Annotated in this window: 12 protein-coding genes; 10 read left to right on the top strand and 2 right to left on the bottom strand. The window is 37.0% G+C overall.

Annotated elements, in window-relative coordinates; translation table 11 throughout:
• The first annotated feature begins 2 nt into the window (after nucleotides 1–2).
• The 10 genes from FSU_RS15285 to FSU_RS15330 are packed head-to-tail and all read left to right on the top strand — an operon-like array spanning nucleotide 3 to nucleotide 10,650.
• Entirely contained in the window at nucleotides 3–623 is a 621-nt protein-coding gene (locus tag FSU_RS15285) for a sugar transferase (RefSeq protein ID WP_014547248.1), read from the top strand.
• Nucleotides 586–1,530, top strand: a complete 945-nt coding sequence (locus FSU_RS15290) for a 1-aminocyclopropane-1-carboxylate deaminase/D-cysteine desulfhydrase (RefSeq protein WP_014547249.1) — start codon at nucleotides 586–588, stop codon at nucleotides 1,528–1,530. The genes FSU_RS15285 and FSU_RS15290 overlap by 38 nt, the downstream gene beginning before the upstream one ends.
• A gap of 3 nt (nucleotides 1,531–1,533) precedes the next feature.
• Complete coding sequence (locus FSU_RS15295; RefSeq protein ID WP_015732366.1) at nucleotides 1,534–2,493, top strand: ATP-grasp domain-containing protein; 960 nt, start codon at nucleotides 1,534–1,536, stop codon at nucleotides 2,491–2,493.
• Nucleotides 2,494–3,600 (top strand): glycosyltransferase family 4 protein, encoded by a 1,107-nt coding sequence (locus FSU_RS15300; protein ID WP_014547250.1) that lies wholly within the window; start codon nucleotides 2,494–2,496, stop codon nucleotides 3,598–3,600.
• Nucleotides 3,597–4,637, top strand: a complete 1,041-nt coding sequence (locus FSU_RS15305; protein WP_014547251.1) for a glycosyltransferase — start codon at nucleotides 3,597–3,599, stop codon at nucleotides 4,635–4,637. Before FSU_RS15300 ends, FSU_RS15305 begins: the two co-directional genes overlap by 4 nt.
• Nucleotides 4,624–6,981, top strand: coding sequence for a glycosyltransferase family 4 protein (locus tag FSU_RS16020; protein ID WP_049858434.1), 2,358 nt, complete (start codon nucleotides 4,624–4,626; stop codon nucleotides 6,979–6,981). The genes FSU_RS15305 and FSU_RS16020 overlap by 14 nt, the downstream gene beginning before the upstream one ends.
• A gap of 19 nt (nucleotides 6,982–7,000) precedes the next feature.
• On the top strand, nucleotides 7,001–7,963 hold the full coding sequence (locus FSU_RS15315) for a glycosyltransferase family 2 protein (RefSeq protein WP_014547253.1): 963 nt from the start codon (nucleotides 7,001–7,003) through the stop codon (nucleotides 7,961–7,963).
• Nucleotides 7,964–8,005: 42 nt separating this feature from the next.
• Nucleotides 8,006–9,016 carry a polysaccharide pyruvyl transferase family protein gene (locus tag FSU_RS15320; RefSeq protein WP_014547254.1) on the top strand — a complete coding sequence of 337 codons (1,011 nt, stop codon included), beginning with the start codon at nucleotides 8,006–8,008 and terminating at the stop codon, nucleotides 9,014–9,016.
• Nucleotides 9,017–9,568 (top strand): 4Fe-4S dicluster domain-containing protein, encoded by a 552-nt coding sequence (locus FSU_RS15325; RefSeq protein ID WP_014547255.1) that lies wholly within the window; start codon nucleotides 9,017–9,019, stop codon nucleotides 9,566–9,568. It begins immediately after the preceding gene.
• 50 nt (nucleotides 9,569–9,618) lie between these two features.
• Nucleotides 9,619–10,650, top strand: coding sequence for a glycosyltransferase family 2 protein (locus FSU_RS15330; protein WP_015732369.1), 1,032 nt, complete (start codon nucleotides 9,619–9,621; stop codon nucleotides 10,648–10,650).
• 227 nt (nucleotides 10,651–10,877) lie between these two features.
• On the opposite strand, the gene FSU_RS15335 is transcribed toward FSU_RS15330, so the two are convergent.
• Together FSU_RS15335 and FSU_RS15340 are read right to left on the bottom strand one after the other, a co-directional pair.
• On the bottom strand, nucleotides 10,878–11,852 hold the full coding sequence (locus FSU_RS15335; protein ID WP_014547257.1) for a 2-hydroxyacid dehydrogenase: 975 nt from the start codon (nucleotides 11,850–11,852) through the stop codon (nucleotides 10,878–10,880).
• Entirely contained in the window at nucleotides 11,815–12,813 is a 999-nt protein-coding gene (locus FSU_RS15340; protein WP_014547258.1) for an acyltransferase family protein, read from the bottom strand. The genes FSU_RS15335 and FSU_RS15340 overlap by 38 nt, the downstream gene beginning before the upstream one ends.
• Between the last annotated feature and the right edge of the window lie 3 nt (nucleotides 12,814–12,816).

Here is a 12,816-nt window from a genome sequence, read left to right on the forward strand (position 1 = left end):
GTATGTACGCCCGTTTCTTCAAGCGCCCTCTCGACTTTTGCTGCGCTCTGGCAGCCATCATCTGCCTGAGCCCGATTCTCGTCGTACTCACGATTCTCGGCGCAATCAAGATGAAGGGCAACCCGTTCTTTACGCAGCCGCGCCCGGGCCTCAACGAAAAAATCTTCAAGCTCATCAAGTTCCGCACAATGACGAACGAGAAGGATGCCAACGGCAACCTGCTCCCTGACGACGTGCGGCTGAACGCCTACGGCAAGTTCCTACGCAGCACAAGTCTCGACGAACTTCCGGAACTGTTCAACATCCTCAAGGGCGACATGGCCGTAATCGGGCCTAGACCATTATTAGTGAAGTATTTACCATATTACACCGAACACGAAAGAATACGCCATAGTATAAGACCTGGGTTAACAGGATATGCTCAAGCTCATGGTCGAAATGAAATTACGTGGGAAAGAAAGTTTGAATTAGATGTTTGGTATGTTGATCATCTTACGTTTCTCACGGATGTAGGAATAATTATTGATACAGTAAAAGTTGTTCTATCGCATGACGGAGTATCGCTAAACGCATTGGAGGACTTTGATGAGTACAGAAAGCGTACTTCAGACTCCAATAGTTAACCTTGATAATTATGCAGGTAATCATCTATGGATTAAGCGAGATGATCTGATACCTTTTTCTTTTGGTGGAAATAAGGCTCGCAAGGCATTCGGCTTTTTTAGGGAGTTTGATGCCGGAAATTACGATTGCATTGTGACTTATGGCAGTAGCAGCTCAAATCACTGTCGGGTTGTATCGAATATGGCGAGGCAAAGAAACATTCCCTGCTATATTATAGCACCTGAAGAGGCTTCCAAACCGACATTCAATAGTCAATTGATGGATTTATTCGGTGCTGAATTTAAGGTTTGTCCTGTAAAAGATGTTAGTAAGACAATTGATGAAATAATCCTCAATCTCCGTGCTGCGGGCAAAAAGCCCTACTTTATTGCTGGTGGTGGACATGGCAATATTGGAACGCAGGCGTATGTAGACTGCTATAACGAAATTTGTGATTTTGAAAAGAAGAACTCTGTTTTCTTTGATTACATCTTTTTTGCCTCAGGCACAGGAACGACTCAGGCTGGACTTGTATGCGGGAAGATGATGAATGGCGATAATCGCCAAATTATTGGAATCAGTATTGCCCGAAAAAATCCAAGAGGCAGAAATGTCGTTGTTGATTCAGTCAAGGAATATCTGTCAGCTAAATCAATCTCGTTTACAGATAATCAAATTGAAGAAAATGTTGTTTTTGTCGATGATTATACCGTTGATGGCTATGGTTGTCAAAATCAATTAGTTCAGGAAACGATAAAAAACGCCTTGTTCAATTATGGGATTCCTATGGATTCTACATATGTGGCAAAAGCTTTTGCCGGAATGAATGATTATTTAGTGTTACGCAAAATTAAATCGAAAAATGTGCTGTTTATCCATACAGGCGGAACCCCTTTGTTTTTCGACAGTTTGAAGGATATGGAGTAGAAAATGAATTTCTTGATTCTTAGTTGTGGTACCCGTAATAAGGTTGTCCAATATTTTAAGAGAACTTTTAAAGATGGTAGGATTGTCGCTACAGATTGTAGTGAAATTGCTCCGGCGCTTTTTGATGCCGACAAGTATTACATCGTTCCGCGCATTACGGCTGATGGTTATCTTGATATTATTCTTGACATTTGCAAGAAGGAACATATTGATGGAGTTCTCTCTCTGATTGATCCAGAACTGAATCTGCTTGCAAAGAATCACAAGCTGTTTGATGATGCTGGTGTCAAAATCATTGGTTCTAGTTTGGAGCTATGCGAGCGCAGCCTTGACAAATTCAAGATGTACAACTGGTTGAAAGACCATGGCTACAATTGCGCAAAATCCTATATGGATCGTGACGCATTTTATGCCGATTTGGCAAAAGGCGAAATTCAGTACCCTGTTTTTGTGAAGCCGGCTTGTGGAAGTGCTAGTATTGCGATATCTAAGGCTTTCGATAAGGAAACTGTTGATTTGCTATGCACACATTCCGAAGGAATGATGATTCAGGAATTCTTGAAAGGCCAGGAAATTGGCGCAGACGTGTATATTGACATGATTAGCAAAAAGGTTGTGTCAATCTTCACCAAGAAAAAGATTGTGATGCGCGCCGGTGAAACTGACAAGGCTGTATCTTTCAAAAATCCTGAATTGTTTGCGTTGGTAAAGAAGTTTGCAGAAGAAAGCGGCTTCACTGGACAGATTGATATTGACATCTTTGAAATTGATGGCAAATACTATATCTCTGAGGTAAATCCGCGCTTTGGCGGGGGATATCCTCATGCCTTTGAATGCGGTTGCAATCACATGGCCCTGATTGAGAATAACCTCAAGGGTGTTGAAAATAAAGAGAATATAGGCTGCTATGAAGAAGGCGTCTATATGATGAAATACAATGAGATTGCGGTAAAGAAGGCATAGATGAAAATCCTTTATGTAACAACTGTTTCTGGAACAATGGATTTTTTCCCTGAGCATATAAAAATGCTTTTGCAGGAAGGCCATTCTGTGGAAATTGCAACATCGTGTTCGGTAAAACCGATTAATCCTTTGTATAATGAACTTGGTTGTAAAGTTTACGACATCCCTTTTTCTCGATCTCCATTCAGCGCGGACAATTTAAAAGCCTATAAGATGCTCAAACATCTTGTAGAAGCGGAATGCTACGATATTGTTCATACGCATACGCCGAATGCGTCAATGATCGCAAGACTTGCGTGTCGAAATGTTCGTAAAAAGGGTACGAAAGTCATTTATACTGCGCATGGATTCCATTTCTTTAAGGGTGCTCCACTTAAGAATTGGTTGATGTATTATCCCGTAGAAAAATTCTGTGCAAGATACACTGATGTGTTGATTACCATTAATAAAGAAGATTATGAATTGGCGCAAAAGAAGATACATGCCAAGAAAGTTTGCTATGTTCCTGGGGTTGGTATTGACCTTGAGGCGATCAAGTCTGTTCAAGCAAACAGAAATGATATTCGTAAGGCAATTGGTGTACCGGAAGATTGCTTGTTACTACTTTCAATTGGTGAACTAAATGTCAACAAGAATCATCAAGTTGTCTTGAAGGCTTTTGCAGAACTCAGCAATAAGAATACTCATTATGCAATTGCCGGGATTGGAGACCAAAAAGACAATTTGCTGAATTTGGCAAAAGAACTTGGTGTGGAATCCCGATTCCATTTACTCGGGTATAGGGCAGATGCCTTGAATCTTTATCGAGTAGCTGATGTATTTGTATTTCCGTCATTCCGAGAAGGACTTTCTGTGTCTATGATGGAAGCTATGGCGAGTGGTCTTCCTATTATTTGCTCTAAGATTCGCGGAAATGTAGATCTTGTTCAAAATGAAAAAGGCGGCTTATATTTTTCGCCTGGTGATGTTAAGACGCTTTTAGATCCGCTAGAAAAAATGATTGATGATGAAAAGAGTCGTAAGCAATTTGGATTATACAATATGATTGCTATTGAACGATTTGGGCTGCAGAAGATTCTTGGAAATATAAAGGAAATTTATAAATGAAAGTGCTGCATGTTGTAAATACAAATTGTTTTTCTGGCGCAGAAAATGTGGTATGCCAAATTATTGATGTCTTTAGAAATGACATGAATATGGCGTACTGTGGCCTTGAGGGACCGATTAGACAGGCTTTGGAAAAAAGAAATATTAAGTTTTTTCCTATTAAGAAAATGTCTGTGAGCTGTTTAAAAAAAGTGATAAAAGAATTTAAACCTGATGTTGTTCATTCCCATGATATGCGAGCTTCTTTTTTTACCTCGCTTGCGTGTGGAACAATTCCTCTTGTTTGTCATATTCATAATAATGCTTTTGATTCAAGGGCGATAAGTTTAAAAAGCGTGTTGTTTTTGCTGGCAGCTCTAAAGGCTAAGCATATTTTTTGGGTCTCTGATAGCTCATTTGCCGGCTATTTCTTTCATCAGTTGTTTAAAAACAAAAGCTCAATTTTGTTGAATGTTATAAATGTTGAGTCCTTGATAAAGAAAAAGAATGAAGATTCTTGTGAATACGACTATGATGTTGTCTTTGTAGGCCGTTTGACGTACCAAAAAAATACAGAACGCCTTATAGAAGTTTTACATAGATTGGTAGAGAAATGTCCAAATGTGAAATGTGGTATTGTTGGCGGTGGTGAATTAGCGAATGATACTTCAGATCTTATTAGAGAAAAATTGCTTGATAAGAATGTGTTTATGTTGGGATTTAAAGCTAATCCTTTGAAAATATTAAGTGACAGTAAGGTGATGCTGATGACCTCCCGTTGGGAGGGGTTACCAATGTGTGCCTTGGAAGCTTTGGCCTTGGGTGTTCCCGTTGTTTCGACTCCTGTTGATGGCTTGCTTTCTATAATTAATCAAGGTGAGAATGGCTTTTTAAGCGATAATAATGAGGAGCTAGTTGCGTTTTTAACACAGATTGTTAATGACGATTCTTTTCGTGAAAAAATGTCAAGAAAGTGTGTAGAACTTAGTGGCGAATACAATGATTTATGTGAGTATAGACGCAATTTGAAAAGTGTTTACGACAATGCTTGCTGTTGAAACCTTTATGCAGAATTACCTTAGAATCCCGTTTTCTGCTACAATTGCAATTCTGCCAATTTTAGCAGTGTATAAGTTTTTGCCTGGTGTATCCCTAGCATTCTTTCTATTGTGGTTATGTTTGTTTCCATTACTTTTTTTCTCAAATGAAGAAAAAAAATTTTCTTGGGAAGAATATGTTTTTCTACTAAATATTGTAATTATATCTGTATTTGGTGCGATAGTTCATCTTACAATTGATAATGCTTGGTTTGATATAAACTTGTTTTTTCATAACATGTTTAGTATTGTTTTATGCGTTATCCCGTTATGCATTGTTGTTAATTTGATTGATGTAAAAGTATTTGTAAAAACAGTGCTTTTTTTTGGTGTGGTTGTTTCCTTAGTTTTAATTTGGCAATGGGTTTTCTTGTTTTTGACAGGATCTTTTCAAAATGATGTCTTTATTCCTGGACTAGAATTGAATCGACGTGTTGAAACATTTGTTGTATATAGACCATCGTCTTTTTTTACTGAACCAGCACATTTTTCTATTTATGTGCTTCCAGCTTTTCAAATCGCATTGTTGCAAAAAAAATATATTTTGACTTATCTTTTTGCGCTGTCAATTTTGTGCTCGAGTAGTAGTACTGGATTTCTTATGTTGGGGATATTGCTTGTGTATCATTTATGTAAAATAGGTATGTCAAAGTGGTACCTTGCTATTGGCGTTTTGTTTTTGATTGTCCTGAGTATTGTCATCTGTTATTTCCTTTTTTCTGATATATTTTTGGTCAATATGAATAAGTTGTCTAGGATAAGCAAAGGAAGCTCTGATGACAGATTGTTTGGTCCGCTGGCTTATTTGTCGGCATTCAATGCCTGGGAACATATGTTCGGAATAACGCTGAATCAATTAGGTAATTTCTCAATTGTTGAAAATGCATGTGGCCTTTCAAAAAATTATGCAAATGCATTGATATATATGTACATTTCTTTTGGGTTGTTTGGGGTTATAAATTTTATTTTTTATATAGTGAGGAAATGGAGGTCGATTAAGGGGCCGCATGTTTTTTTCTTAATTTTTTTTGGAATCTTTTGTACTGACCAAATTTTGTTTAATGCCCATTTCTTTTATTTAATGTGTTTTATTTTGTTGTCTGATCAAATATGTGCCAAATGTGCCAAACAAAAAAGTAAAGTAGGAAAAATGAAAGTACTATATCTTACTGTACCGTCTTTTTTTGATTTAGATATTTCTCTTGTTCGAGAAATGTCTGCGCTTGTTGATGTTCATGTGCTGTTGGTTGTATCTCCACAATCTTTAAAATCTTCAGCTTTTTCAATTGAAAAAATTGATTCAAGATGTGAGATCTTTTCTGCAAATGAATATAATGCTATTCAAAAGTATAAAGATGTTATAGATTTAAAGAAATGGTTTGTTGCAAATAATCCAGATAATAGTTTTTTTTCTTGCATCAAATTGTCTAAAAAAATAAAAAATTTTATACGTCGGAACCATTTTGATATACTTCATGTTACTTCGGCGTGTAAAACGATATTTTTTTTAACTCCATTTATCTATTCTTTTCCGTATACTTTGCTGACTGTTCATGATCCAATTGACCATGGGAATATATCTTGGTTTGAAAATTTCTTTAGACGAAAGATGTTTTACAGAGCGAATAAAAACGTCCTTCTTTTAAGCACGGCTCTTCTAGATTCGTTTTGTAAAAAATACCATGTGAAAAAAAATAGAATCTATTTTTCCTCATTAAGTGTTTATGATATATTGACAACATTCAAAACAATGCGAAACATGTATGGAAACTATATTTTATTTTTCGGTAGGATTGAACCTTATAAAGGTGTTGATGTGCTAGTGACGGCTTATGAAAAATCGGAACTGCCTTCGAAAGGAATAAAACTAGTTATTGCAGGAAAGGGAAACTTGTGCATTACAGATTCTGACTTGTCTAAGGATGTAATTTTTATTAATCGTTTTATTGAAAATGATGAATTGGCGAATTTAATTCGTCATTGTAAGTATGTTGTTTTGCCATACTTGTCGGCGACGCAGAGTGGTTGTGTGATGTCCGCTTTTGCATTTAACAAACCTGTTTTGGCGACAGATGTAGGTGATTTTCCATTGACAATAGAAAATAGTAAAACGGGAATGATTTGCGAAGCAAATAATATTGACAGTCTGTGTAGGGCGATTAATGAAATGAGTAAAATAAATCTGGATATTTTGAGTGCGTGTATAAAAGAACGTTTTTGTGAAAATGGCCCTTTTTCATGGAGTAGTATTGCGAAATCGTTGTTTAATGTTTATGAATCAATTGTGCTTAATTCGAGGAATTGATTAAATTAGGAGACTAAATATGTTAGTTAGTGTGATAATCCCAGTTTTTAATGTGCAGAATTATGTGGGACGCACTATCGAGTGCATTCAGAATCAGTCTTATAGAGATCTCGAAATTATTATAGTTGATGACGGCTCAACGGATGACTCAGGAAAGATTTGTGATTCATTTGCTTCGCATGATCAAAGAATAAAGGTATTTCATAAACAAAATGGTGGTGTTTCAAAAGCGAGAAATTATGGTCTTGCAAAATCACAAGGTGATTGTTTTACATTTATAGATGCAGATGATTTGGTTGGACTCGATTATGTTCGTGACCTTGTTCACGTGATGAAACTATATGATGCCGGTGTGGTTCGCCCAATTTGGGAGAAATGTGGTGAAATATTTGATTACGGCTTGTCCTATGATGAAAATGGCGCCTTTTTGATGGAAAAAAAAGATTTTGACAGCATGCGTTATTGTAATTCTATATGGGGATTATACGATAAAAAGTTCATATCGAATTTGTTCTTTAAGGAAGATATTCATTTGTGTGAGGATACTCTTTTTAATTTTTCAGCCTTTTTAATGGCTGGAAAAATGGCGTTGACAAATCGTGCGTGTTACAACTATATTGTCAGAAATGATTCTGTCTGCAATCAAAAAATAGGAAGAAAACAGCTTACTATTTGCAATGCTTATCATGAAATGTACAATCTAATAGAAGATGATGAAAAATTAAAAGATGTTGTCGAGAAATTTGAATTTGGGACGTTGATTAATTTACACAGGAAAATAGTAATAAACAAAACGTATAAAGAATATGTTGATGAATTTAAAAGCATTCGAAAAAGAATCATTTTCCTTAAATCCAAATGGTTAAAGGAAGAAAAGATGTCTACGCAATTGTCGGAATATATTTTTTTGTATTGCCCTGCAATAATCGCAAACATGTGTTATAAAGTTAAAGGCTTACTTCCTTTTATTTTTAGGCGTTAATCCTCCTTTAGATAAGCTCTTCTAACAAAAAGGTCTGGTTTTATGAACGTAGTCATTGTAACGCAACGATTAGAGAATAATTATGGTGGTATTTTGCAAAATTACGCCTTGCAAAAAATATTAATAAGAAACAACCATTCTCCGATAACGGTTGATGTGCTACCAAGGCAGACTCCATGGTGGATTTATTTGTGTTCTTGGATGAAAACATGTTTATTTCTATTCTTTAAGGCGAAACGAAGACATTTTGCTAAAATTGGAAAGATTCCCTTTAGAAATTCATTGTTTGGTTTATTTGTTTCTGAAAACATAAAGACAACGGGTTTATGTCGAAAACTTTCAAAAAATGTTCTTGCTCAATATAAAGCAGATGCTGTTATAGTTGGCTCTGATCAGGTTTGGCGTCCTATGTATAATTGTCGAATTGAAGATATGTTTCTTAAATTTGCTAAAGATTTTCCGATGAAGCGTATTTCATATGCAGCATCATTTGGTGTTGATTTTTGGGAGTATACGCCACAAAAGACCAAAGTGTGTTCTGAGCTTGCTCAAAAATTCGATGCTATCAGTGTCCGCGAAGAATCTGGCGTAGAACTTTGCAAAGTGCATCTTGGTGTTGATGCAACATGGGTTTTGGATCCAACTCTGTTATTGACCAAAGAAGATTACTTGCCGATTTGCGAAGAAGTTCCTGTTTGTAACGAAAAATACCTTGCTGTGTATGTGTTGGATGAAAACGAAGAGGTAATCACAACTTACAAAAAAAAGGCTACAGCTCGTGGGCTGATTGTCAAAAAATTCCATGCCGATTCCAAATCAACTTTGACAATTCCTGAATGGCTAGCCGTGTTCCGTGACGCTTCTTATGTGGTGACGGATTCCTTTCATGGAACTGTTTTCTCGATAATTTTTGGTAAGGAATTCAAGTGCATCTATAATGAAAAACGTGGATCAGCACGTTTTAAATCTCTCTTGAACTTGTATAATTCAGGAAAAATAGAAACTATGCGTGAATTTTCGTTGAATTGGCTTAAGAATGCTTTGGAAAAATAAATGAAATTAGAAAGAGACTCAAACTGTTCTTCTTGCGCGGCCTGTGCGAACATTTGCGCTCGAAGCGCAATAACAATGCGATTGGATGATAAAGGTTTTTATCGTCCTGTTATTGATACTGATAAATGTATATTCTGCGGAACTTGTGAGCAAGTCTGCCCGTGGACGAATGTTGTTTCAAATCCTAATGAATGTTTTAATGAGCCAAGAACTGTTGCAGCCTTTGCTAAGAATGATTCTATCCGCCTTGAATCGTCTAGTGGAGGTATCTTTACGATGTATCATCCAGAAATGGATGATAACAAGGGGACTTCAGTTGTTCTGCTGAATTCCAATCATGGCAAAACCCTATTCGACTCCATTGCTGATAAAATTGTTCAATGCGAATCGAAGTTGGAATACGCCATCGAAGGCAACCCCTGCATAGTCCGCTCTAGTAATCCACACCCCAAACGCGCCGAATTCTTTGCGAATTTGGACAAGTGCTCCATGGACGATCTGATAAATAAATATAGTCCTTATCCTTCATTTCCAAAACGAATGTATCACTAGGCAAAAAGATCCGTGAAAAAGATCGTGAATTCAATAAAGGGAAATTGAAAATGCGTACTCAAGAAGAAATAATGAAAAAATGGCCTACGAATTGGACAACTCCAATGGTAAGCGTTCGGTGTATTACGTATAACCAAGAATCGTATATTGCAAAAGCTCTTGACGGTTTTTTAATGCAAGAGACCGATTTTCCTTTTGAAGTTATCGTTCATGATGATGCATCTACAGATCGAACAGCTGATATCATAAGAGAATACGTGGCCAAGTTCCCGAAGATAATCAAGCCAATTTATGAAACTGAAAATCAATATTCGAAACGGGATGGCTCCATTGCACGAATTATGTTGCCCTTTTTAAGGGGTAAATATGTTGCTTTTTGCGAAGGGGATGATTATTGGTGTGATGCAAACAAACTGCAACTCCAATATGAAGCCATGGAACAACATCCAGAATGTTCAATTTGCCTACACAAGGTTCAAGTTATTTATGAAAATGGTGAGAAAACAAAAAGGATTATGCCTGCTGGGAAAAAATTTAAAACAGGATTCATAACTCAAGATGAATACGCTTATTGCATAATATCTCAAGCGGATGTATATTTTCATTTGTCCAGTTATTTTACAAAGACTGATTTCTTGATTCGTATTCAGAGGAATAAGCCAGATTACTACAAATACTCTACTGCTGGAGATGCTAAATTACAGCGTTTTTGTTTAAATGAAGGAAAACCATTCTTTATAGACAGAATTATGTCTTGTTACCGCACTCAAAGTCGTGGCTCGTGGACATTGAGAGAACATTCGACAAAAGAGCAACGAAAAAAACACATGGAAAATATGATCAAGTTAGATGATTCTTTTGATAATTATTCAAATTATCGCTTTCATAATTTTATAGAATATGGTAAAAAATATCGTTTCTATCGTTATTTAGATCGTTTCAGCCAATATAAGGAACTGTTAAAAAAAGAAAATAAGGAAAAATTACCCCCAATCCCCATCGCTCGAAAGATTTATTACAGAATACTCTCTGTATTCCCTTGGGTGCGCAATGTGGTTATTTTCTTAAGAAAATATGTGTAATAAGAGGTGTTCTCTAGCCCCTCTTACAGGCATTCCTCGTTGTATAGGGTTCTCTATGTAGTGGGGAGGAGTGATGACTTGCTGCGTATCCATGCTGGTCGCAATCGTGGTCAACGTCGAAGGCTAACGCGAAATTCAGGTAGCTGCAGAGGGGTGGATTGTGACTCAGTTTAGTTTACAGCCTCTTTGTGGTTGAATTATTAACGAAATGAGTAACCTTGATATAGTTAGATGACGAATTTCTTGTTTTTGATTCTATCCAATTCACCCCTATCAAAAGCGGCAATATTTTCGACAGCCCCTCTCATCATACCCTGGAAGGTTTCAAAGGAAAGCCCAGCAATATGCGGTGTAAGGATTACATTATCAAGCGTCTTTAGGGGATCATCTGCTAGCATAGGTTCTTCATAGTGGACGTCGAGCCCAGCAGAGCGAATCTTGCCGGAAACAAGCGCCTTATACAGAGCATCTTCGTCAATAAGCTTGCCTCGTGCCGTATTCACTACAATGGCTCCATCCTTCATCTTTTCAAGGGCCACCGCATTTAAAATCTTTTGATTGTCCGCAGTCAGTGGGCAATGGAAAGAGAGAATATCCGCATCAGGCAGCAGTTCGTCAAATGAAGCCCGGAAAGAGATTCCCAAAGTCTTTTCGACATCTTCATTTTGGCGGAATATATCCGTATAGATAATGTTGGCTCCAAAAGCATGGAGAATACCAGCCGTAATGCGGCCTATGTTCCCCATGCCAACCATGGCAACCGTCTTGCCAAAGAGTTCGTTACAGGAGACTCCAGTTTCCTGCTTTTTCCAAACGCCCTTCTTGACATTCGATGAAATCAGCGGAATGTTCTTGAGACAATTTAGAATCAAAGTTACGGTATGCTCAGCCACACTACGGGCATTTATACCAGCATTCACATAAACGGGAATCTTTCGAGCCTTGATAGCTGCTTTGTCAAGCATTTCCGTACCAACACCTGTACGCTGAATCATTTTCAAGTTTTTTGCGGCAGTCAACACTTCTTCATTTATGAGCAGACGTCCGCTCACAAGAAAATAGTCGGCATCAACAGCTTCCTTGATAAGCTGTTCTTGCGTCGGTTCATCAAGGGTTTTGATTTCAAAACCTGCAGGGACGACGCTCTTGAGAATTTCCCAGGGTTTACCCGTGTACCGGTATGTGTGTAGAATTTTTGGCATAATAGATAATGTGTGAAATAAGCAAGGTTATAAAAACAACAATTAAAGGCAAAACATACAACGCAACTACATTAGACGCAACACCGCAAAGTTCATAAACATGCTCCATAGTATGCCAAACAATTGGATGAATAATATACACGAACATAGAGTATCGTTTTCCTATTATTTGAAGAACCCCAGCATGTTTATTTGGATTGTTTACAGCATAGAGAAATAGACAAAATACTTGGGGAAAAGTAACTATGTTCACACCAAAATCTCGCCCCATCAAAAATCTCTCTAACAAGCATAATACAGTACATACAATGGCGATAGCCATTACCCCCCCCCGTGTAAATTTCAGTTTACTTTTATAAGCATGTATCCAGTTTCCCATCGTAAAGAAACACAAACCCTCAACAAAAAAATTTCTATAGTACATATTTGGAATTTTTATTCCTGCAAGATGCATGCCTTGAGCTAGAAGTATATAAACAAAAATCATAATCGTTGCAACAACATAGATACTCTTAATTTTATGTACTCTTAAAACAAGAGCGAATAAAACATAATCATACAACAAAGCAAATAAAAACCAGTATTGTCCCGCAACGACAAACGGCTGATTAAAAAGGAGCAAGTTAAGTAAAGCGCCTTTGCTAAAATAAAACACAGATTTGCCAAATACAAAATATTGAACAAAGTCAAATAAAACATAGGCAACACATGCATACAAGGTTATTTTGCCCACATGCTTTATTTTTCTCGCCATATTGCTATTTATTTTCTCAGGATTTGCTGAAATAAAATAGCAGAAATAACCAGAAACCATAAAAAATAGCGGAACACAAAAACGGCTTACAGCTTGGACTACCGTTCCCAACAATCCAGGGAACTCGCAATGCATAAAAACTACGCAAATACACGCAATTCCTTTTATAAAATCCAAACAGTAATTATATTGTTTTGTTTCCGACATCTT

Origin of the sequence: Fibrobacter succinogenes subsp. succinogenes S85 (assembly GCF_000146505.1) — a bacterium.
GTDB classification, from domain to species: Bacteria; Fibrobacterota; Fibrobacteria; order Fibrobacterales; family Fibrobacteraceae; genus Fibrobacter; species Fibrobacter succinogenes.